Raw genomic sequence first — 22,008 nt, 5'->3', positions numbered from 1 at the left:
TGAACGGTCGGTCCGGGAAAGTCTGGTCGCGCAGCCGTGCGGCGCGACCGGTCTGCATCAGACGCCCTGTTTCAGCGAAGCCGCGATGAAGTCGTCGATGTCGCCATCGAGCACGGCCTTGGTGTTGCCGGTTTCGAAGTTGGTGCGCAAGTCCTTGATGCGGGACTGGTCCAGCACGTAGGAGCGGATCTGGTGGCCCCAGCCGACGTCGGTCTTGGAGTCTTCCAGCTTCTGCTGCTCGCTCATGCGCTTGCGCAGTTCCAGTTCGAACAGCTTGGCGCGCAGCATGTCCCAGGCTTCGGCCCGGTTGCGGTGCTGGCTGCGGTCGTTCTGGCATTGCACGACGATGCCCGAGGGCGCGTGCGTCAAGCGCACGGCGGAGTCGGTCTTGTTGATGTGCTGGCCGCCCGCGCCCGATGCGCGGTAGGTGTCGACGCGCACATCGGCCGGGTTGATCTCGATCTCGAAGGATTCATCCACTTCGGGGTAGACGAACAGGCTGGAGAAGGAGGTGTGGCGGCCATTGGACGAGTCGAAGGGCGACTTGCGCACCAGGCGGTGCACGCCCGTTTCGGTGCGCAGGAAGCCATAGGCGTATTCGCCCTCGACCTTGATGGTGGCGGTCTTGATGCCGGCCACTTCACCGTCGGACTGTTCCAGGATCTCGGCCTTGAAGCCCTTGCGCTCGCAGTAGCGCAGGTATTGACGCAGCAGCATGGACGCCCAGTCCTGGGCCTCGGTGCCACCGGCGCCGGCCTGGATGTCGATGAAGCAGTTGTTGGCGTCCATGGGGCCGCTGAACATGCGGCGGAATTCCATTTCTTCCACCATCTTCTTCAGGTTCTCGGCGTCGCCTTCGATGGCGATGATGGTGTCCTCGTCCTTTTCTTCGCGCGCCATCTCGAAGAGGTCGCGCGCATCCGTCAACTCGCTGTCGATCTTGATGAGGGTATGGACGATCGCTTCCAGCGATTTCTTTTCCTTGCCGAGGTCCTGGGCCCGCTTCTGGTCGTTCCAGACGTTGGGATCTTCCAGTTCGGCGTTGACTTGCTCGAGTTTCTCCGACTTCACATCGAAGTCAAAGATACCTCCGTAGCTCGGTGGCGCGGGTGGCCAGGTCGTCGAGCAAGGATTGGAGGGAATTGAGGCGTTCTGCTTCCATGATGGTTTCTTTTGCGATCAAACCTTGGATTATACAAGAGGAGGAGGGCAGTTTCATCCCCGTCACGCGCCTGTCATTTTCCATCGCTACCATCGGCGCGCTTGTTTGACTGACAAATTCCTGACGGTAGCGCCGCCGCTGCCCGAACCCTGCTAGCCAATACCGGAGAATCCTCGATGAGACAGCCTGCCCCCACCGCTATCCAATCCGCCGCCGACCAGCCGCAAGCCGGCCGCCGCAGCCTGCTCAAGGCCCTGGGCGCGGCTCCGCTGCTGCCGCTGACCGGCGGCCTGTCGGCCTCGGCCCTGCTGGCCGCTTGCGCCACCCCGGGCGCGGGCAAGCCCTTCGCCTCGGCGCGCTTCACCGGGATGCCAGCCCCGACCCTGGCCAATCCGGCGGCCATGGCCTCCACCACCGTCGGCTCGGCCCTGGAAGTGACTTTTGCCGATGGCAGCAAGCAAAGCTACAAGCTGGCTTATCAACCCTTCTTCATGACCGGCGACATGGTGCCGGATGGCAAGGGCGGCACCATCCTCGCAGGCGGCTACCTGGACATCAACAACCAGCCCATCATCGATCGCTCGGTGCCCGGCAAGGAGCGCCAGTTCTTCTCGGACTGCCCCGATGGCTCTTCGCTCTTGACCGTGGCCGGCGCCAAGGTGCCGGGTGTGAAGGGCAATGCGGTATTTGCCGTGGTGCAATTCGAATACACCACCCGCGACCAGAAGCAGGCCGCCATGTACGGCCAGTTGCCATCGCCGATTGCCGTGCTGACGCTGGACCAGGACCCGTCCTCGGGCAAGCTGTCGCTGGTGAAGTACCACAATGTCGATACCTCCCAGGTCAACGGCCTGTGGATCACCTGCGGCGCCAGCCTGTCGCCCTGGAATACCCATCTGTCCTCGGAAGAATACGAACCGGACGCCTCGGCCATCGCCTCCAACCCGCAATTCAAGGCCTTCAGCAAGAACCTGTATGGCGACGAGAGCCGCGCCAATCCCTACCACTACGGCCACCTGCCGGAAGTGACGGTCAACCCGGACGGCACCGGCTCCATCAAGAAACACTACTGCCTGGGCCGCATCTCGCACGAACTGGTGCAGGTCATGCCCGACCAGCGCACCGTGTTGATGGGCGACGACGCCACCAACGGCGGCCTGTTCATGTTCATCGCCGACCGCGCCGCCGACCTGTCCTCGGGCACGCTCTATGTGGCGCGCTGGGAGCAGGTCTCGGGCGTCGGTCCGGGCGCCGGCAAGCTGTCCTGGGTGCGCCTGGGCAGCGCCACCAGCGCCGAGATCAAGGCCATGGCGGACCGCTACAAGGCCGTCGACATCATGGATATCCGCACCAGCGATCCGGCCGACGCTTCCTTCTCCAAGATCCCCTTCAATGGCAAGTTCAACTGGGTGCGCGTCAAGCCGGGCATGCAGAAGGCCGCGGCCTTCCTGGAGACCCACCGTTACGCCGCCCTGGCCGGTGGCAGCCTGGGCTTCACCAAGATGGAAGGCACCACCGTCAATGCGCGTGACAAGATCGCCTATTCGGCCATGTCCTATGTACAGACCTCCATGCTCAACGGCTCCGGCCACATCAAGGTGGAAGGCCCCAAGGCCGGCGCCGTGTACGCCCTGAACCTGCGTGGCGGCCAGCGCGATGCCGGTGGCAACGCCATCGACAGCGAATGGGTGGCCATCGACATGGCCCCGCCGGCCGCCCTGGTGGGCGTGGACCTGAAGACCCCGGACGCCCTGGGCAACCTGGCCGACCAGGAACACATCGCCAATCCGGACAACATCAAGTTTTCCGAAAAGCTGCGCACCTTGTTCATCGGCGAAGACAGCGGCATGCACGTCAACAACTTCCTGTGGGCCTACAACGTCGATACCAAGGCGCTCACCCGCGTGCTGTCCTGCCCGGCGGGGGCGGAATCGACCGGCCTGCATGCGGTCGACGAGATCAATGGCTGGACCTATGTGATGAGCAATTTCCAGCACGCCGGCGACTGGGAGAAGGGCTTGCACGACAAGGTCAAGGACACCCTCGATCCGCTGGTGCGCGCCAACTACAAGGACCGCTTCGGCGCCACCGTCGGCTACCTGACCGGCCTGCCGTACGCGGCCAAGGCCTGAGCCCGGCCCGCCGCCGCCCGAGGGGGCGGCGGCACATCGGCTCACAGGGAGGGAACGCATTCTGCTAGGATCAGTCCTATCAGCTCGTTTCGTCCCGTGCGCCGATGAGAACAAGAAAGCTGCTTGCCCTCCTGATCCCTTGCACCGCCTTGCTGGCCGGCTGCGCCAGTTCCCCCGCGCCGCATGGCCAGGTCAAAGGAGCCGAGGCCAGTTCGCGCGAGATGGGGCAGTCCGACACCAACCGCGTAGCCACGCTGGCCATGCGCGCCAATCTGGATAGCCTCTACCTGTTGATGTCCAAGCTGTATCGGCGCAATCCGGCGGAATGGAAAAAGACCGCCGCCACCCGCGAAGAAGCGGAGAAGAAGGTGCGCCAGGCCATCGAAGAGCGCCAGGCCTGGCCGGAACTGCAAGGCAAGCGCGATATCCAGGCCATGACGCTGGCCTTGTCGTCGGAATTCAAGGGCGACAGGGTGGCCGCCTTCATCGATGCCACCGCCGACATGATCATCGTCGCCCACGACAACAAGATCGAATTCTTCCTGGTCGACGGCCTGGACGCCCAGCATCTCTACAACGCCGCGCGCAATGTCGAAATCGCCGCCTGGATCCTGGCCAGCCGGCGCACCGCGGCTGGCGCGCCCTTGCTATTGTCCGACGAGATCGGCGAGCAGGCGCGCAATCTGAGTTTCGAGCGGGAGTTCGGCAAGATCGTCGGGCGGCTCGACCTGATGGCCGAATTCATGACCGAGCGTTACCGTCGGGCCGGCATCAGCTATGTGCAGAATCTGCTGGGCGGGTCGTTCCTGCAGTTTCTGCCGGTGCGCTGAGCGCTGTATTGGCGCAGGCCGGTCGTGCCGGCGCGATCACGTAGCAGCCGCGGCCATTGGCCTTGGCCGCATACATGGCCTGGTCGGCGGCTTGCAGCAGGCTGTCGGCGTCGCAGCTGCCGTCGCACACGGCAATGCCCACCGAGACGCCCAGCCGGTATTGGCGCTGATCCAGGCAGATCGGTTCGGAAACGGTCTTGATGCATTTCTCCGCCAGCGCTTGCGCGCCCTGCTCGAAGGGTAGCCGCAGGTCGGTCACCAGCAGCACGAATTCGTCACCGCCGACCCGCGCCAGGGTGTCGCCGTGCCGCGCCACCTGGCGCAGGCGGCGGGTGATTTCCTGCAAGACCTGGTCGCCCGCCTTGTGGCCCAGCGTGTCATTGATGGGCTTGAATCCATCCAGGTCCAGAAACAGCAGGCCCACGCCATTGCGTTCGCGGCAGGCATGGGTCAGTGCAGCCTGCATGCGTTCGGCCAGCATCATGCGGTTGGGCAGGCCGGTCAGCACGTCGTGATGGGCCTGGTGCTGCAGTTCGGCCTGGTGCAGCTTGAGGCGCGCCAGCAGGCCATTGAAGGCCATGGTCAATTGGCCCACCTCGTCGCGCCGGTCGACCGGCAGCGGTGACAGCGGCAGTTCGCCGCGCGTCATGCGGTCGGCCAGCGCAGCGGCGCGCCGCAGCGGGCGGAAGAACCAGAGATAGGCCAGCACCACCAGCAGCACCACCATCGCTGCCTGGATCAGGCCGCCGCGGGCGATCAGCGCGCGCGTGCGCTCCACCGTCGGCAGCGCTGCCGCCAAGGGCAGCGTGGCCGCTACCAGCCAGCTGGTGCCGGGTACCGGGGCAAAGGCCTTGATCTCGTTGACGCCATTGGCCGCCAGGCCTACGCCATTGCCCCGGAAGCCCTGCAAGGCCTGGTCCATGAGCAAGTCCTGGCCTGTCGCGGGCAAGCGCGTATAGACCAGGGCTTCGTCACTGGAGGCCACGATCATGCGTTGTTCCGGGGAAATCAACAGGAAGCTGCCGGTCGGTCCCAGTTGCGCGCGCTGCAAGTGGTCCAGGAACCCGGCCGCCGTCAGTTCGGTGCTGCCGCCGAGGATGCCGACCACGCGCCCGTGGGCATCGCGCACGGGCGTGAGCACGGCCATGATGGGCCGGCCCGTGGCCGGGCTCAGCAGCGGCGGGCAGATCACGGTGGCGCCCTGCAGGACGCGCTTGAAGTCAGGATAGTCCGCCAGCGACAAGGCGCGCCGGCCGTTGAGGGTGGGGTAATCGACCAGGATCTGGCCATTGGCGGCCGCCACGAACATGCCCTGGGCGAACAGCGGCTGCAGTTCCTGATGTTCCCGCAGCCATGCCTGCATGGCATGGCCATCCTCCAGCCGGTCCGCCGGCAGGTGCAGCGCCAGGCGCTCCAGATAGCGGACGCGTTCCTGGACGCGATAGCCGATGTCCTGGGCCAGATAGCTGGCAATGATGCTTTGCTGGTCAGCGGCGACCTGGGCCTGTTCCTTTTCCAGGAAGCCGATCAGGATGTGATAGCGCAGCACCGCGCTGATCCCGATCAGCATCAGGCCGAACAGGACGAGTCGAGTCACCAGGCTGCAATCGAAGCGCTTGATCTTCATCGAGTGTGGTCTTGTTGTTGTTGTGGTCTGGAGCGCTGCTATCTGCGTTACCACTCGCGCTGCTCCGGCCCCACCCAATGCTGCACGCCGGTTTGTCGCTCCAAACCGGCATTTTGCCATTGCAGACGCTGTTTGTTGAACTTTTTGACAAGCTTCTTGCGCTGCAATCCTGCGTCAGCAAAGCGTCAGCTTCCTGTCAGGCCGGTTCAGCGTGTTCCACCATCAATTGCACCGTGGTGCGGCCGTTGTATTCATTGGCGTCGAGCCGGAAGGCGACCTTGGCGAGCTCGGGCAGGGAGTCGGTGTGACCGAACCAGATGGCGTCGTAGCGGCGGCCATCCTTTTCCAGCTGCAGCTTGAGGTGCTTCTCCTTGAGGATGCGCTGGTTGAGCACACGGAAGTGGTCGCAGAAGACTGGCGGCGCGAAGCCCTGGCCCCAGACCTGCTGGTCCATCAGGGTGATGAACTCCACCGAGTAATAGGCGTCCTCCAGCACGCCATCGGTCTCGATGACCCGTTCCAGCTGGTTCTGCGTGAGCCAGTCGCGACCCACCGCCTCGAAGGCGTGGGAGAAGGCATCGAAGGCCTCGGCATGGATGGTCAGGCCGGCCGCCATGGCGTGACCGCCGAACTTGGTCATCACCGAGGGGGCGTGCTTGGACACCAGGTCCAGCGCATCGCGCAGGTGGAAGCCCGCGATCGAACGTCCCGAGCCCTTGATGAAACCCTCGTCGCCGGGCGCGAAGGTGATGGTGGGGCGGTAGAACTTGTCCTTCAGGCGCGAGGCCACGATGCCGATCACGCCCTGGTGCCAGGAAGGATCGAAGACGGCAATGGTGCGGCGGTCAGCCGGGTTGTAGTCGTCCAGCAGCAGCAGGGCGGTATCCTGCATGCCGGCTTCGATGTCGCGCCGCTCGCGATTGATGGCGTCGAGCTGCTGGGCGATGGCCCAGGCGCGGCCCTCGTCATCGGTGGTCAGGCATTCGATGCCCAGGGACATGTCGGCCAGGCGGCCGGCAGCGTTCAGGCGCGGGCCGACCGCAAAGCCGAGGTCGAACGGGGTGGCGCGGCGCGCTTCCCGGCCGGCGGCGCGAAAGAGCGCGGCAATGCCGGGATGCATCTTGCCGCTGCGCATGCGCTTCAAGCCTTGCGCCACCAGGATGCGGTTGTTGGCGTCCAGCTTGACCACGTCGGCCACGGTGCCCAGCGCCACCAGGTCCAGCAGACTGTCCAGCCGGGGCTGGGTCTGGGCGTCGAACAGGCCGCGCTTGCGCATCTCGGCGCGCAGCGCCAGCAGCACATAGAACATCACCCCCACGCCGGCCAGGTTCTTGCTGGGAAAGCCGCACTGCGGCTGGTTGGGATTGACGATCACGCGGGCCTGCGGCAGGGCGTCGCCGGGCAGGTGGTGGTCCGTCACGACCACGTCGATGCCGCGCCGCTTGGCCTCGGCCACGCCATCGATGCTGGCGATGCCATTGTCGACGGTGACGATGATGTCGGGATTCTTTTCGCGTACGGTCAGCTCGACGATCTCGGGCGTGAGGCCATAGCCGTACTCGAAGCGGTTCGGCACGATGTAATCGACCTGGGCGCCCAAGAGGCGCAGGCCGCGCAGGCCGACCGCGCAGGCGGTGGCGCCGTCGCAGTCATAGTCGGCCACGATCACCAGCTTCTTGCGCGCAGCAATGGCGTCAGCCAGGTAGCTGGCCGCCGCATCGATATGCAGCAGGCCGGAGGGGGCGATCAGGGCGTTGAGTTCGCTGGCCAGTTCGCGTGCGCTGGACAGGCCGCGGGCGGCATACACCCGCGCCAGCACCGGGTGGACGCCTTCGTTGATCAGTTGCTCGGCCTGGACCAGGTCATAGGTGCGGGTGGCGACGCGGATCATGCCGACAACCCCGCCAGCGAGGGCTTGCGCCAGAAGCGCCGCAGCGCCCCCCGTGTGACGTCGACCGCGATGCTACGGTCAGCGCCGGTCAGCACCAGGTGCAGCGCCTCCAGCGTGCCTGCCCGCAACGACACCAGCAGCGGCGCCAGCCAGTCGCGGTCCAGGTGTTCCAGGTGTTGCAGCCACAGGCCCCATTCCTCGGCCAGGGCGGCTTCGGCCAGGGCGTCCAGCACCAGCAGGCGGTGGCCGCTGGATTGGCCGAGCTGGGTGGGGTCGCTGGCCGGGTGTTCATCACCGAAGGCGCGCATCCAGCCGCGCAGGCCAAAGCTGGCGGCATAGCGTTGCTGGGCCAGCACGCCAGCATCGGCGCCGCCCCAGATCCAGATCGAGTTGATGGCCTTCTGGCCGCGCATTTCGCGTTGTTCGTTGAGCGCTTCGGCGAACCATTGCATCTGCACTTCGTTCTGCAGCTTGCGCCAGGCCAGTTCGCCCGGGCCTTCCGGCATCCAGATATCGACATTGCGACCGCTGGCCGCCGATGGCGTGGACGTGCGCAGGCCGGCCCAGGCGTCGGCCCGGATGAACCAGGTGCGGGCGTCGCCATAGACCAGCGCGTGGCCGATCTCGGTGAACAGGGGCAGGGCGGCGTCGAACAGGCGACGGGACTCTGCCTCTTCCAGCTGCAGCTGGCCGATATCGGTCAGCACCAGGTGGTCCCGGGCCACATGGATGTGGGCCGGGTGCAGCACGAACCAGTGGCCGCCATCGGGCGCATGGCCCAGGCGCTGCATCAGGGCCGTGGCCGCGGCCGGGCTGCAATCCTGGGCGGTGGCGGGCAGGCCGAAGCGCTGCGCCAGCCAGTGCTCATGCGGCAGGGCGCGGGAAAACGGATCGTGCGACTGGCGCGGCGCGGCGCGGCCACGGCCCAGCAGCATGGCCAGGGCTGGGGCCTGGCATTGGCGCAACAGGTCGCGCGCCAGCTCGGCCGGCGGCAGGGCGAAGGGAATGAGGAGATCGAGTTGATTCATGGGGCGCTATTTTAGCGGCTGCCGGGCCGCTTGGCCTTGATGGCCTGCGCAAGTGTTCACTTCAACATCGGGTCAGGACTTGTTCCAGCTCTGGCGGGCGCGCTGCCGCACCAGCATGCGCACGCTCTCCGGCATGGGCGTGCGGGCGCCATTGGTCTCGGCGGAGAACCACAGGCTGTCCTCGAAATGCGGCAGCATGCGCGGGGTGATGAAGCGGCTGCGGATGCCGTTGACATGGCGGTCGCCCTGGGGCGTCTGCTGGGTGATGTAGAAACGCTGCGGCACCACCAGGTGCAGGTATTGGCGGGCGCGGGTCATGGCCACGTAGAGCAGGCGGCGTTCTTCAGCGATCTCGGCCTCGCTGCCGGTGGCCAGGTCCGAGGGGATGCAGCCATCGACGACGTTGAGGATATGTACCGAACGCCATTCCTGGCCCTTGGCCGAATGGATGGTGGACAGCGTCAGGTAGTCTTCGTCGCGCAGGGGCGGACCGGAAAAGTCGCTGCTGGCCTCCGGCGGGTCCAGGGTCAGCTCGGTCAGGAATTTCTCGCGCGAGGCATAGCCATTGGCCAGCACCGCCAGTTGCTCGATGTCGGCGGCGCGGGCCTGGGCGTCGTCGTAGCGCTCCTGCAGCTGGGGCAGGTACCAGTCGCGCGCGGCCAGGATGTCCGTGGGCCAGCTGGCGCTGGCGCGGCGCATGAGCGCGTAGGTATCGGCGAAGGCTTGCCATTGCAGGGCGATATTGGCGGGCGCGCCGAAGTTGAGCAGGGCGTCGGCGGGATCGGCGGCAGCGGCCATCAGGTCCAGCACCTTGCGCGCCGTGGCCGGGCCGACCCCGGGGATGAGCTGCAGCGCGCGCAGGCCGGCCATGCGGCCACTGGGATTGTGGGCCAGCCGCAGCAGGGCCAGCAGGTCCTTGATGTGGCCGCTTTCCAGGAACTTGAGACCGCCGAATTTCACGAAGGGGATGTTGCGGCGCGCCAGTTCCAGTTCCAGCGCGGCGCTGTGGGTGGCGGTGCGGAACAGGACGGCCTGGGATTTGAGCGTGAGGCCTTCTTCCCGGTGCGCCAGGATGCGGTTGGCGACCCAGCGCGCCTGTTCGGCTTCATCCGGGATCACCACCAGCTGCGGCTTTTGCGACGAAGGCTTGTCGCTCCAGAGGTGCTTGACGTGGCGCTCCGGCGCATCGGCGATCACCGCATTGGAAGCGTGCAGGATAGGCTGGGTGGAGCGGTAGTTCTGTTCCAGCGTCAGCAGGCGCACCGGTTGGGTGAACAGCCCAGGAAAGTCGAGGATGTTGCGCACCGTCGCGCCCCGGAACGAATAGATCGCCTGGGCGTCATCGCCCACGGCGGTCACGCCGGCGCCGTCGGGCTTCATCCGCTGCAGGATCTCGGCCTGCAGGCGGTTGGTGTCCTGGTATTCATCGACCAGCACATGGTCGAAGCGCTGCCCCACCGATTGCGCAATCTGCGCATCACCGAGCATGTCGGCCCAGAACAGCAGCAGGTCGTCGTAGTCCAGCACATGCTGTTCTTCCTTGGCGTCCACATAGCGGCCAAAGAGTTCGCCCAGCGGCCTTTCCCACTCGCAGCACCAGGGAAAGTGCTGTTGCAGCACCTCGCCCAGGTCTTGCCGGGTGTTGACCGCGCGCGAATAGATGGCCAGGCAGGTGGCCTTGAGCGGAAAGCGCTTCTCGGTGGCCGACAAGCCCATGTCATGACGCAGCAGGCCCATGAGGTCTTCCGAATCGCCTCGGTCCTGGATGGTGAAGTCTTCTTCCAGCCCGATCACCTTGGCGTATTCGCGCAGCAGGCGCGCGCCGATGGCGTGGAAGGTCCCGGACCAGTGCAGTTGCGGCGGCGTGTCGCTGGCCGCCAGCCCCAGCACCTGGGCGATCACCTGGCCGACGCGCCGGCCCATGTCGGCGGCGGCGCGGCGCGAAAAGCTCAGCAGCAGGATGCGCTGGGGATCGGCGCCCTCCAGCACCAGCCGCGCCACCCGATGCGCCAGCGTATTGGTCTTGCCCGAGCCGGCCCCGGCCACGATCAGCAAGGGCGGCTGCTGCGACGGCGGCAGCTTGCCGCCATGCTCGACGGCCTCGCGCTGCTGCGCGTTCAGGCGGGCGAAGGGATCGCTCTCCCGGTCAGGCAGGCTGGTGGTGTCGGGGGCGTCCTGGATGAGTTCGGGCGGCATGGGCGTGCAAGAGAATTCAGGTGAGCGGTGGGGCGTAGAACGGTACTGTATATATAACCAGTCCAGGGTGCAACAGGCGGCGCGTTTTCTATATGAATCGCTGCAACGCGAACCTCTGCCGTGGAAGTGAATCTAGAACCCATTTCATAAATAGGCGTGAGTGCGAGCGAGTCCCGTTTGGGATGAAGTGCAAGGCGCGAATTTGGGTCAAGACTGGGCGTCTTGACCCAAATTTGTAACGCAGCAATTCGCCCAAACGGGCCGCTCCCTCCGGGTTCTGCCCAGAAAGGGCGCTGGCCGCGTTGCGCTCCTTGCGTGTGGCACCGCCACACGACGCGTCGCGCGCCTTGCCAGCGCCCTTTCTGGGCAGAACGCATCTCACGCCTATTTATGAAATGGGTTCTACAAGCTTCACCGCGGGCGATCGACGGGTCAGGTGCGAGCAGGGGGCGGGTGGTCAGGGATGGGCCGTCGCTCCAAACTGTGGCAAACTTCGCGCTTCGTCTTCGCCCGTGTCAGCGCGTGGCCGGCCGGCTGCCCCCTCTGCCTGTTCAGGTAGGCAGCCACGTCCGCGCATTGTGCAGGCCCACTCCCGGAGCAATTTTGAGTCTGATTAAAAACCTGCCGTTCGAATGGCTGGTCGGCATCCGCTACACGCGGGCCGGCAAGCGCAGCGGCCGCAACAGTTTTATTTCCTTCATTTCCCTCATTTCCATGGCCGGCATTGCGCTGGGCGTGGCCGCGCTCATCGTGGTGCTGTCGGTGATGAACGGTTTCCAGAAAGAAGTGCGTGACCGCATGCTGTCGGTGCTGGCGCATATCGAGGTGTTCGACGCCTCCGGTTCCATGAAGGACTGGCAGGCCGTGGCCAAGCAGACCTTCCAGAATCCGGAAGTGCTGGGCGCGGCGCCCTATGTGGCCGCGCAGGCCATGATGACGCGCGACGACAGCGTGCGCGGCGTGCTGGTGCGCGGCGTGCTGCCCCAGGAAGAGCCCAAGGTCTCGGACGTGGCCAAGCAGGTCAAGCAGGGCAGCTTCGATTCCTTGAAGCCGGGCGAATTCAACATCGTCATCGGCGGCGAGCTGGCCCGTGGCCTGCGCGTGGGCCTGGGCGACAAGGTCACCCTGATCGCTCCGCAAGGCCAGGTCACGCCGGCCGGCGTGCTGCCGCGCCTGAAGCAGTTCACCGTCACCGGCATCTTCGAGGCTGGGCATTATGAATTCGATTCCTCGCTGGCCTTCATCGACCTGCAGGACGCCGAGACGCTCTTCCGCATGGACGCGCCCACCGGCGTGCGCCTGCGCATCCGCGACATGCTGCAGGCCCCGCAGGTGACCCAGGAACTGGCGCGCACGCTCACCGGCGACCTCTACCTGCGCGACTGGTCGCAGCAGAACAGCAACTGGTTTGCCGCCGTCAAGACCGAAAAGCGCATGATGTTCATCATCCTCACGCTCATCATCGCCGTGGCCGCCTTCAACCTGGTCTCTACGCTGGTCATGACGGTCACCGACAAGCAGGCCGACATCGCCATCCTGCGCACGCTGGGGGCCTCGCCGGGCTCCATCATGAAGATCTTCGTGATCCAGGGCGCCCTGGTGGGCTTGATCGGCACTGGCATCGGCGTCGGCCTGGGCGTGCTGGTGGCCTTGAACATCGACGTGGTGGTGCCGGCCATCGAACGTCTGTTCCATGTGCAGTTCCTGCCCAAGAGCATCTATGTGATTTCCGAATTGCCTTCCGACCTGATCTGGTCGGACGTCTACACCATCGGCGGCGTGGCCGTGGTGCTGGCTTTCCTCGCTACCCTCTACCCGAGCTGGTCGGCAGCACGCGTCAAACCGGCGGAGGCCCTGCGTTATGAATGATCCCCTGAAGAACCGCCAGGCCGTGCTGGCCGCCCGTGGTCTGGGCAAGACCTTCACCCAGGGCAAGTACTCGGTGAAGGTGCTGGGTAATGTCGATATCGATGTCTATCATGGTGAGCAGGTGGCCATCGTCGGTGCTTCCGGCTCCGGCAAGTCCACGCTGCTGCATCTGCTGGGCGGGCTGGACACGCCCAGCAGCGGCACGGTCAGCCTGCTGGGCAAGGATTTCGCCAGCCTGGGCGAGAGCGAGCGCGGCGCGCTGCGCAACCAGTCGCTGGGCTTCGTCTACCAGTTCCACCATCTGCTGCCGGAATTCTCGGCGCTGGACAACGTGGCCATGCCGCTGATGATCCGCCGCGTCAAGCGCGCCGATGCCCAGGAGCAGGCCCGCGAGATGCTGGGCAAGGTCGGCCTGGCCCAGCGCGTGACCCACGTGCCGGGAGAGCTCTCCGGCGGCGAACGCCAGCGCGTGGCGCTGGCGCGAGCGCTGGTCACGCACCCGGCCTGCGTGCTGGCCGATGAACCGACCGGCAACCTGGACCGCAGCACGGCCGATCGCACCTTCGAACTGATGATCGAACTCTCGCGCACCCTGGGCACGGCCTTTGTCATCGTCACCCACGACATTGAACTGGCCGGTCGTTGCGGGCGCGTCCTGCGCCTGTCCGAGCAGGGTTTGCAGGCAGCTGCGCAGCAGGCCTGACGTAATCCGGGTAAGCTTGCATCCTGATCTACCTGATCTACCTGATCTACCTGATCTACCTGATCTACCTTTACACCGCCGTCTCCACCAGACGGCGGTGTGTTTTTGAACCATGGAGTCGCTGAACATGAACACCCGCCAATGGCTAGAAACCCTGGTCGCCTTTGATACCACCAGCCGCAATTCCAACCTGGAGCTGATCACCACCGTGCGTGACAGCCTGCAACAGCAGGGCGTCGCCTCCTGGCTGGCGCACAACAAGGACAAGACCAAGGCCAACCTGTTCGCCACGCTGCCGGCCACGGCCGGTCCCCATGCGGGCAGCACCGAAGGCGGCATCGTGCTCTCCGGCCACACCGACGTGGTGCCGGTGGACGGGCAGAAATGGGATACCGATCCCTTCAAGCTGACCGAAAAGGACGGCGCACTCTATGCCCGTGGCAGCTGCGACATGAAGGGCTTCATCGCCACCGCCCTGGCCCTGGTGCCGGAATACCTGGCCATGCCGCGCGTGAAGCCCATCCACCTGGCGTTTTCCTTTGACGAAGAAATCGGCTGCATCGGTGCGCCGGTGATGCTGGAAGAAATCGTCAAGCGCGGCATCAAGGTCGATGGTTGCGTGGTGGGGGAGCCCACCAGCATGAACGTAGTGGTGGCGCACAAGGGCATCAACGTGTTCGCCTGCAAGGTGCATGGCAAGTCGGCGCACTCTTCGCTGACCCCGCAGGGCTGCAACGCCATCGAGCACGCTGCCCGCCTGATCTGCGCCATCCGCGACTTCGCCGACGGCTACAAGGCCAATGGCCCTTATGACCAGTTCTTCGACGTGCCTTTCAGCACCATGACCACCAACCAGATCCGCGGCGGCATCGCGGTCAACACCATCCCCGAGCTGTGCGAATTCACCTATGAATTCCGCAACCTGCCGGGCATGAGCGTGGCCGATATCCAGGCCCAGATCGACAAGTACATCGCCGAGGTGCTGCTGCCCAAGATGCGCACCGAGTTCCCCGACGCCCGTGTGGAGATCGACAACTTCGCCGGCAGCCCGGCGCTGGAAGCGGTCGAGCAGGCCGCCATCACCGAACTGGTGCGCGCCCTGACGGGAGATCGCCAGACCCGCAAGGTGGCCTATGGCACCGAAGCCGGCCTGTTCCAGCAGATCGGCATTCCTACCATCGTCTGCGGGCCCGGCGACATCGGCAATGCCCACAAGCCCAATGAGTTCGTGACCCTGGCGCAGATGGAGCATTGCGAACAGTTCCTGCGCAAGCTGGGCAAGTCGTTGCAGGCGGCCTGAGCAGGGCGGACTGCCTGGCAGTGAGCAAAAAGGACGCGATCATGCGTCCTTTTTGCTGGGCTGCGGGCATGCCTGAATGTAATTCTTTACGTCTGTTAAGTGTTGCAAGGAGCGGTTAGACGGTAAACTGCGCGCTGGCATGCCGGCCAGATCGCCAGGCCGGCTATGCTGTCAAAAAAATAATGCGCTTCGGGGGATGCAGGCCAGGCCAGAACAGGGTCCCCGGTGCGCGCGTGGTCATCCGGAACCAGCACCGCCAGGCGCTGGTCTTCCGATTTTCGTCTGAGCAGCCAGCACATGTGGGTCGATACGCACTGTCATCTCGACGCCGGGGAATTCGGCGAGCGCTCCGCCATCCTCGCCGATGAGGCGGCGCAGGCGGGCGTGCGCGTGATCGTCATCCCGGCCATCGCCCGGGCCAACTTCGCACGGGTCGGCCAGCTGGCGCGCGAGGTCGGCAATGCCGTCTACGCGCTGGGCATCCATCCGCTCTATGTCCCGAGCTCGCAGGAGTCCGACCTGGCCTTGCTACGCGAGGCCATTGCGGCGGCGCTCGATGATCCGCTCTTCGTGGGCATCGGCGAGATCGGCCTGGACTTCTTCGTGCCCGCGCTCAAGGAGCCGCCCTTGCGCGAGAAGCAGGAATTCTTCTTTGCCGAACAGCTCAAGCTGGCGCGCGACTTCGCGCTGCCGGTGCTGCTGCATGTGCGCCGCTCGCAAGACATCATCCTCAAGCACCTGCGCCGCATCCGCGTACCCGGCGGCATTGCCCACGCCTTCAACGGCAGCGACCAGCAGGCCCGCACCTTCGTCGAGCTGGGCCTGCACCTGGGCTTTGGCGGCGCCATGACCTTCCCGCGCGCGCTGCAGATCAGGCGGCTGGCGGCCGAGCTGCCCTTGTCCTCCATCGTGCTGGAAACCGATGCGCCCGACATTGCCCCGGCCTGGCGGCATCCGGAGATCAATACGCCCGACCAGATCCCCCGCATAGGCCAGGTGCTGGCCGAGTTGCGCGGCCTGCCACAGCAGGAGGTCGCCGCCGCTACCACGGCCAATGCCCGCGCCGCGCTGCCGCGGCTGGCCAGTTCGGGGTTGAGCTTCTGATGCGGTCGCTGATCATCGGTTTTGCCATCGGCATTGGCTTGCTGCAGATGCAGGCGCAATTGCCCGGGCTGGAATGGTACGGCGTTGGCCTGGTGCTGGCGGCCTTGCTGGGCTTCACCGCCTGGAAATTCTGGCAACCCTTCCTGCGCGTGCCGCTGCTGCTGACCTGCGGCGCCTGGCTGGGCTTTTTGTGGGCCGCCGGTTTTGCCGCCTATTATCTGGACCAGGAGTTGCCGGCGGCCTGGGAAGGGCATGACATCACCGTCATCGGCACTGTGGCCGACCTGCCGGACCATAGCGCCCAGGGCTTGCGCTGGCGTTTCGATGTGGAGCAGGTGGTGCTGCAAGGTGGCGTGAAGCCGCCGGTGCCGCCGCGTCTGGCCTTGTCCTGGTATGGCAACCAGCGCTATCAGTCTCCTGCCGAGGATGGCGAGCAGGCTGCTCCGGCGCGGCTGGCCTTGCCGGACATGCGTCCGGGCGAGCGCTGGCGGCTCAAGGTGAGGCTCAAGCGCCCGCATGGCAATGCCAATCCCGGTGGCTTCGACTATGAACTCTGGCTGTTGCAGGACGATGTGCGCGCCACCGGCTACGTGGTCGGTGCGCCGGCCGCGCCAGGTGCGCCGGCCACGGCCATCAACCGGCGTCTGGAGGCCTTCGTCTGGACGCCTTCCCACGCCATCGACTATGCACGCGGCTGGCTGCGCGACGGCATCTACGCCGCGCTGCCGGGCGCGCCCTATGCCGGCGTCATCGCCGCCCTTGTCATCGGCGACCAGCGCGGCATCAGCCAGGCCGACTGGAGTATCTTCAACCGCACCGGCATCGGCCACCTCATGGCCATTTCCGGCCTGCACATCACCATGCTGGCGGCCCTGTTCGGCGGACTGGCGAGCTGGCTCTGGCGGCGCTCCTTCTTCACCGGCGCGCAACTGCCGCTGCGCCTGCCGGCCCAGAAGGTGGCGGTGCTGGCGGGCATGGCGGCGGCCTTGCTGTATGTGCTGCTGTCGGGCTTCGGCGTGCCGGCCCAGCGCACGCTGTACATGCTCATCGTGGTAGGCATCGCCTTCTGGCGTGGGCGTATCGTGCGCGTCTCGCTGGTGATGAGCCTGGCGCTGGGGCTGGTCTTGCTGTTGGACCCGTGGGCGCTGTTGTGGCCCGGCTTCTGGCTCTCCTTTGGCGCCGTCGGCCTGCTGCTGTATGGCTCGGTAGGGCGCATGCAGCCCCCGCGCGCGATGGCGGCGGCGGCCTCGCGCAAGCATTGGTGGCCGGCGCTGGTGCAGCGCCTGAAGGAAGCCAGCCACGCCCAATACCTGGTGACGCTGGGCCTGGTGCCCTTGACCGTGCTGCTGTTCGGCCAGTATTCGCTGATCGGCCCCATCGCCAATGCCGTGGCCATTCCGCTGGTGTCGCTGGTGATCACGCCGCTGGCGCTGCTGGGCAGCGTCTTGCCCACGGTGCTGGCGCAGTTCGTGTTGCAGCTTCCGCATGCGCTGCTGGCCTGGCTGGCCGGTTTCCTGCAAGGACTCAGCGCCATGCCCTGGGCGGTCTGGCAGACGCCGGTGCCGAGCTGGTGGATGTTCGCCCTGGCCATGGGCGGCACCATGCTGCTGCTCGCCCCGCGCGGCTGGCCGGTGCGCTGGCTGGGCTGGTTCGGCTGGCTGCCGCTGCTGCTCAATGCGCCGATGGCGCCAGCCGAGGGCAGCATGCGGGTGACTGCCTTCGACGTCGGGCAGGGCATGGCAGTGCTGGTGGAAACGCCCACCCATCGGCTCCTGTATGACACCGGGCCGTACTACACGCCGGAGTCGGATGGCGCCACGCGGGTGATCCTGCCTTACCTGCGCGCACGCGGCATCGATCACCTGGACCGCGTGGTCATTTCGCATAACGACAACGATCATTCGGGCGGCGCACTGTCGCTGTTCGGCAGCCTGCCGGTCGACAGCGTCTATTCTTCGCTGGCCGAGGACAGTCCTATCCTGCGCGCTGCGCCCCTGCATACGCGCTGCCAGGCTGGCCAGACCTGGAACTGGGACGGCATCGGCTTTTCCATGCTGCATCCCACGGCAGCCAGCTACGACAGCGACAAGTGGCGGCCCAATGCGCGCAGTTGCGTGCTGAAGGTGCAGATCGGCCGCCAGTCCGTACTGCTGGCGGGAGATATCGAGGCGGTGCAGGAAGATGAGCTGGTCAACGGCCCCATGGGCGAGCGCTTGCCCGCCACGGTCTTGCTGGCGCCGCATCATGGCAGCGCCACCTCGTCCACCGAGCCCTTCCTGCGGGCGGTGCGGCCGGAGCTGGCGATCTTCCAGGTCGGCTACCGCAATCGCTTCCGCCATCCCCATCCGGACGTCGATGCGCGTTACCAGCGCCTGGGCATCCGCCGCCTGCGTACCGATGAAAGTGGCGCGGTGACCATGGTCCTGGGCGACCAATTGCAGGTTGAGCAATATCGCCAGCAGCGCCGCCGCTACTGGCAGGGACACTGAGGCAGCAGGGCGGCCGCGCATTTCGCGATGCGGGAAAATAGCACGCTCGCGGCGCCGGCCGTTTTGCTATGCTGCCGCCATTGCAATGTTGCTTCGCGGCCCGCTTCGCCATGTCTCTCCCGATTCTTCATTTCGCCCATGCCAACAGCTACCCGGCTGGCACCTATGGCATGTTCTTCGAACAATTGCGCGCCCACTATGATGTGCGCGCCTTGCCCATCCACGCCCACGATCCGCGCTTTCCGGTCGATGACGGCTGGCGCACCCTGGCGCGGGAACTGCGCGAAGAGCTGGAGCGCAGCTATCACGAGCCGGTCATCCTGGTCGGCCATTCCATGGGCGGTATCCTGTCCCTGATGGCGGCCCGCAAGCGCCCGGCGCTGGTGCGCTGCGTGGTGTTGCTGGATTCTCCCATCGTGGCTGGCTGGCGCGCCCAGGTGCTGCGGTTGACCAAGGTGTTCCGGTATGACAGCCGCTATTCGCCGGCCAATGCCTCGGCGCGCCGGCGCGATCACTGGCCCGACATGGAGGCGGCCTACCAGCACTACGCCGCCAAGTCCGTCTTTGCCGCCTGGCCGCAGCAGGTGCTGCGCGACTACGTGCAGCACGGACTGGTGCCGCAGGCTGGCGGCGGCGTGCGCCTGCGCTTTTCCCGCGAGACCGAGACCGCCGTCTACCGCACCATCCCGCATCACCTGGGGCCACTGGTGCGCCAGCCCTATCCCTTGCCCATCGGCTTTGTCGGCGGCATCGATTCGGTCGAGTGCCGGATGGCCGGGCTGGAGGCGACCCGGCGGCTGGTCGGCCGGCATTTCCGCCAGATCCCCGGCGGTCACCTGTTCCCCATGGAAGCGCCGGTGGCGGCCGCCGAAGCCACGCACGCCATGATAGGCGAGCTGCTGGGACGATAAAAAGCCAGCGCCAGGGCAGGGCGACGCAGAACCAATCCGTTGATGCCTGGTCAAGTCCTTCGGCCCCTGCGTGCATGTTTTCCTGCTGCAAGTTTCACCAGGCCGAGACACTTATCGCAGGGTGGCTTAAAAAACGAGCGCATTTTGGGGTATAATTTGAATTTCCCGCATGTGCCGTCCGGCACTCATCTGTAATGACCAAGTTTGTATTTGTCACTGGCGGCGTCGTGTCTTCCCTCGGTAAAGGGATTGCCGCCGCGTCCCTGGCTGCGATCCTCGAATCGCGCGGCCTCAAAGTCACCCTCCTCAAGCTCGACCCCTACATCAACGTCGACCCCGGCACGATGAGCCCGTTGCAGCACGGTGAAGTGTTCGTCACCGACGACGGCGCCGAGACCGACCTCGACCTGGGTCACTACGAGCGCTTCATCTCGGCCAAGATGAAGAAGGTGAACAACTTCACCACCGGCCAGGTGTATGAATCGGTGATCCGCAAGGAACGCCGTGGCGAATACCTGGGCAAGACCGTCCAGGTGATCCCGCACATCACCAACGAGATCCAGGAATTCATCCATCGCGGCGCCGAAGGCTTCGAGGTCGCGCTGGTGGAAATCGGCGGCACCGTCGGCGACATCGAGTCGCTGCCCTTCCTGGAAGCGGCGCGTCAGCTGAGCCTGCGTTCGGGCCGCAACGCCACCGCCTTCGTGCACCTGACCCTGGTTCCCTTCCTGGCCTCGGCCGGCGAACTCAAGACCAAGCCCACCCAGCACAGCGTGCAAAAGCTGCGCGAGATCGGCATCTTGCCCGACGCGCTGCTGTGCCGCGCCGACCGCCGCATCCCCGACGACGAACGCGACAAGATCTCGCTGTTCTCCAACGTCGCGGCTGACGCCGTCATCTCGGTGTGGGACGCCGACAGCATCTACAAGATCCCGCAGATGCTGCACGACCAGGGCCTGGACACCATCATCTGCGAAAAGCTGGGCCTCTCGCCCAAGCCGGCCGACCTGTCCATTTGGGATAAGCTGATCGATGCGCAGAACAATCCCTCGCACGAAGTCACCATCGGCATGGTCGGCAAGTATGTCGACCTGACCGAGTCCTACAAGTCGCTGACCGAAGCGCTGCGCCACGCCGGTATCCATACCGGCAGCCGCGTCAATATCGAGTACCTGGATTCGGAAGAGATCGAAGCCAACGGCACCGACAGCCTGGACAAGTACGACGCCATCCTGGTGCCTGGCGGCTTCGGCAAGCGCGGCGTGGAAGGCAAGATTGCCGCCGCCCGCTATGCCCGTGAGAACAAGGTTCCCTACCTGGGCATCTGCCTGGGCATGCAAGTGGCGCTGCTGGAATATGCGCGCAACAAGGCCGGCCTGTCCAAGGCCAATTCGACCGAGTTCGATCCCGACACCGAGCAACCGGTGGTGGCCCTGATCGACGAATGGCAAAACCATGACGGCAAGGTCGAGCGCCGCGACGCCAACTCGGACCTGGGCGGCACCATGCGCCTGGGCGCGCAGACCTGCGCGGTCAAGCCGGGCACCCTCGCCGCCGAGATCTACGGCGACAGCGTCACCGAACGTCACCGTCATCGTTATGAAGCCAACAACTTCTACCTGAGCCGCGTGGAAGAGGCTGGCATGGTGGTCTCGGCCCGCACCCCGACCGAAGACCTGTGCGAGATCATGGAACTGCCGCGCACCGGCGAGAACGCTCACCCGTTCTATATCGGCGTGCAGTACCACCCCGAGTTCAAGTCCACGCCGCGTGACGGCCACCCGCTGTTCATTTCCTACATCCGTGCAGCCCTGGCGCATCACGCCCAGGCGCAGCAGGATGCCGCTGCAAAGGGCAAAGCATGAAACTGTGCGGATTTGATGTCGGTCTGGACCACCCGTTCTTCCTCATCGCCGGCACCTGTGTGATCGAGTCCGAGCAGATGGCGCTGGACACCGCCGGCACCCTGAAGGAGATCACGGCTGAACTGGGCATCCCGTTCATCTACAAGTCCTCCTTCGACAAGGCCAACCGCTCCTCGGGCAGCTCCTTCCGCGGCCTGGGCATGGAAAAGGGTCTGGAGATCCTGGCCAAGGTGAAGAAGGAAATCGGCGTGCCGGTCCTCACCGACATCCACGAGATCGACGAGATCAAGCCCGTGGCGGCCGTGGTGGACGTGTTGCAGACCCCGGCCTTCCTGTGCCGTCAGACCGACTTCATCCGCGCCTGTGCGCAGTCGGGCAAGCCGGTCAACATCAAGAAGGGCCAGTTCCTGGCGCCGCACGACATGGTCAACGTCATCGACAAGGCCCGTGCCGCCGCCAAGGAAGCGGGCCTGCCGACCGACCAGTTCATGGCCTGCGAACGCGGCGTCTCGTTCGGCTACAACAACCTGGTGTCGGACATGCGCAGCCTGGCCATCATGCGCGAGACCGGTGCTCCGGTGGTCTTCGACGCCACCCACTCGGTGCAGCTGCCGGGCGGGCAGGGCACGTCCTCGGGCGGTCAGCGCGAATTCGTGCCGGTGCTGGCGCGTGCGGCCATTGCCGTGGGCATTTCGGGCGTGTTCATGGAAACCCACCCGAACCCTGCCGAAGCCAAGTCGGACGGTCCCAATGCCGTGCCGCTGGCGCGCATGAAGGATTTGCTGGGCACGATGATCGACCTGGATCGCATCGTGAAGAAGGCGGGCTTCCTGGAAAACCATTTTTCCTGACCTGAGCATGAAACGGCTGCCGCCCGGCGGCCGTTTCATCATCGGCGCAC

Annotated in this window: 15 protein-coding genes; 10 read left to right on the top strand and 5 right to left on the bottom strand. The window is 65.5% G+C overall.

Annotation, left to right across the window (positions count from 1 at the left end; all coding sequences use genetic code 11):
- Positions 1-57: 57 nt before the first annotated feature.
- Positions 58-1,162 (bottom strand): peptide chain release factor 2 gene (gene prfB / locus ACP92_RS13945; RefSeq protein ID WP_139971311.1). Its coding sequence is split into 2 segments (ribosomal slippage): positions 58-1,080 and positions 1,082-1,162, totalling 1,104 coding nucleotides; the frame shifts between segments, so codons are not numbered across the junction.
- Positions 1,163-1,338: 176 nt separating this feature from the next.
- Between prfB and ACP92_RS13935 the strand changes: the two genes are divergently transcribed.
- Positions 1,339-3,294, top strand: coding sequence for a PhoX family protein (locus ACP92_RS13935; protein ID WP_013234757.1), 1,956 nt, complete (start codon positions 1,339-1,341; stop codon positions 3,292-3,294).
- 104 nt (positions 3,295-3,398) lie between these two features.
- Complete coding sequence (locus ACP92_RS13930; RefSeq protein ID WP_041310883.1) at positions 3,399-4,124, top strand: hypothetical protein; 726 nt, start codon at positions 3,399-3,401, stop codon at positions 4,122-4,124.
- On the opposite strand, the gene ACP92_RS13925 is transcribed toward ACP92_RS13930, so the two are convergent.
- The 4 genes from ACP92_RS13925 to ACP92_RS13910 all read right to left on the bottom strand — a co-directional run bounded on the left by ACP92_RS13925 (position 4,066) and on the right by ACP92_RS13910 (position 10,866).
- Entirely contained in the window at positions 4,066-5,751 is a 1,686-nt protein-coding gene (locus tag ACP92_RS13925) for a diguanylate cyclase domain-containing protein (RefSeq protein WP_041310881.1), read from the bottom strand. The two genes, ACP92_RS13930 and ACP92_RS13925, sit on opposite strands and share 59 nt — an antisense overlap.
- A gap of 196 nt (positions 5,752-5,947) precedes the next feature.
- Positions 5,948-7,642 carry a single-stranded-DNA-specific exonuclease RecJ gene (recJ, locus tag ACP92_RS13920; RefSeq protein ID WP_013234754.1) on the bottom strand — a complete coding sequence of 565 codons (1,695 nt, stop codon included), beginning with the start codon at positions 7,640-7,642 and terminating at the stop codon, positions 5,948-5,950.
- Entirely contained in the window at positions 7,639-8,670 is a 1,032-nt protein-coding gene (locus tag ACP92_RS13915; RefSeq protein ID WP_013234753.1) for a hypothetical protein, read from the bottom strand. Before ACP92_RS13915 ends, recJ begins: the two co-directional genes overlap by 4 nt.
- A 72-nt stretch (positions 8,671-8,742) precedes the next feature.
- The gene (locus tag ACP92_RS13910) at positions 8,743-10,866 is read right to left on the bottom strand and encodes an ATP-dependent helicase (RefSeq protein WP_013234752.1); all 2,124 of its coding nucleotides are present in this window, start codon (positions 10,864-10,866) and stop codon (positions 8,743-8,745) included.
- Positions 10,867-11,469: 603 nt separating this feature from the next.
- On the opposite strand from ACP92_RS13910, the gene ACP92_RS13905 reads away from it, so the two are divergent.
- The 8 genes from ACP92_RS13905 (at position 11,470) to kdsA (ending at position 21,958) form a co-directional block, all read left to right on the top strand.
- Positions 11,470-12,735, top strand: coding sequence for a lipoprotein-releasing ABC transporter permease subunit (locus ACP92_RS13905; RefSeq protein WP_013234751.1), 1,266 nt, complete (start codon positions 11,470-11,472; stop codon positions 12,733-12,735).
- Positions 12,728-13,438 (top strand): lipoprotein-releasing ABC transporter ATP-binding protein LolD, encoded by a 711-nt coding sequence (gene lolD / locus ACP92_RS13900; protein ID WP_013234750.1) that lies wholly within the window; start codon positions 12,728-12,730, stop codon positions 13,436-13,438. The genes ACP92_RS13905 and lolD overlap by 8 nt, the downstream gene beginning before the upstream one ends.
- A 127-nt stretch (positions 13,439-13,565) precedes the next feature.
- On the top strand, positions 13,566-14,738 hold the full coding sequence (argE, locus tag ACP92_RS13895) for an acetylornithine deacetylase (RefSeq protein ID WP_041311975.1): 1,173 nt from the start codon (positions 13,566-13,568) through the stop codon (positions 14,736-14,738).
- Positions 14,739-15,035: 297 nt separating this feature from the next.
- Entirely contained in the window at positions 15,036-15,842 is an 807-nt protein-coding gene (locus ACP92_RS13890) for a TatD family hydrolase (RefSeq protein ID WP_013234748.1), read from the top strand.
- Positions 15,842-18,331: a DNA internalization-related competence protein ComEC/Rec2 gene (locus ACP92_RS13885; RefSeq protein ID WP_013234747.1), complete on the top strand. Its 2,490-nt coding sequence runs from the start codon at positions 15,842-15,844 to the stop codon at positions 18,329-18,331. Before ACP92_RS13890 ends, ACP92_RS13885 begins: the two co-directional genes overlap by 1 nt.
- A 110-nt stretch (positions 18,332-18,441) precedes the next feature.
- Positions 18,442-19,242 carry an alpha/beta fold hydrolase gene (locus ACP92_RS13880; RefSeq protein ID WP_013234746.1) on the top strand — a complete coding sequence of 267 codons (801 nt, stop codon included), beginning with the start codon at positions 18,442-18,444 and terminating at the stop codon, positions 19,240-19,242.
- Positions 19,243-19,436: 194 nt separating this feature from the next.
- Positions 19,437-21,107, top strand: a complete 1,671-nt coding sequence (locus ACP92_RS13875) for a CTP synthase (RefSeq protein WP_013234745.1) — start codon at positions 19,437-19,439, stop codon at positions 21,105-21,107.
- A complete protein-coding gene (kdsA, locus tag ACP92_RS13870) occupies positions 21,104-21,958 on the top strand; it encodes a 3-deoxy-8-phosphooctulonate synthase (RefSeq protein WP_013234744.1) in 855 nt (284 codons plus the stop codon). Before ACP92_RS13875 ends, kdsA begins: the two co-directional genes overlap by 4 nt.
- The last annotated feature ends 50 nt before the right edge of the window (positions 21,959-22,008 follow it).

Source organism: Herbaspirillum seropedicae, assembly GCF_001040945.1.
Taxonomy (GTDB): domain Bacteria; phylum Pseudomonadota; class Gammaproteobacteria; order Burkholderiales; family Burkholderiaceae_D; genus Herbaspirillum; species Herbaspirillum seropedicae.
The sequence above is the reverse complement of the archived record's forward strand: the minus strand, read 5'-3'. Positions and strand labels throughout refer to the sequence as shown.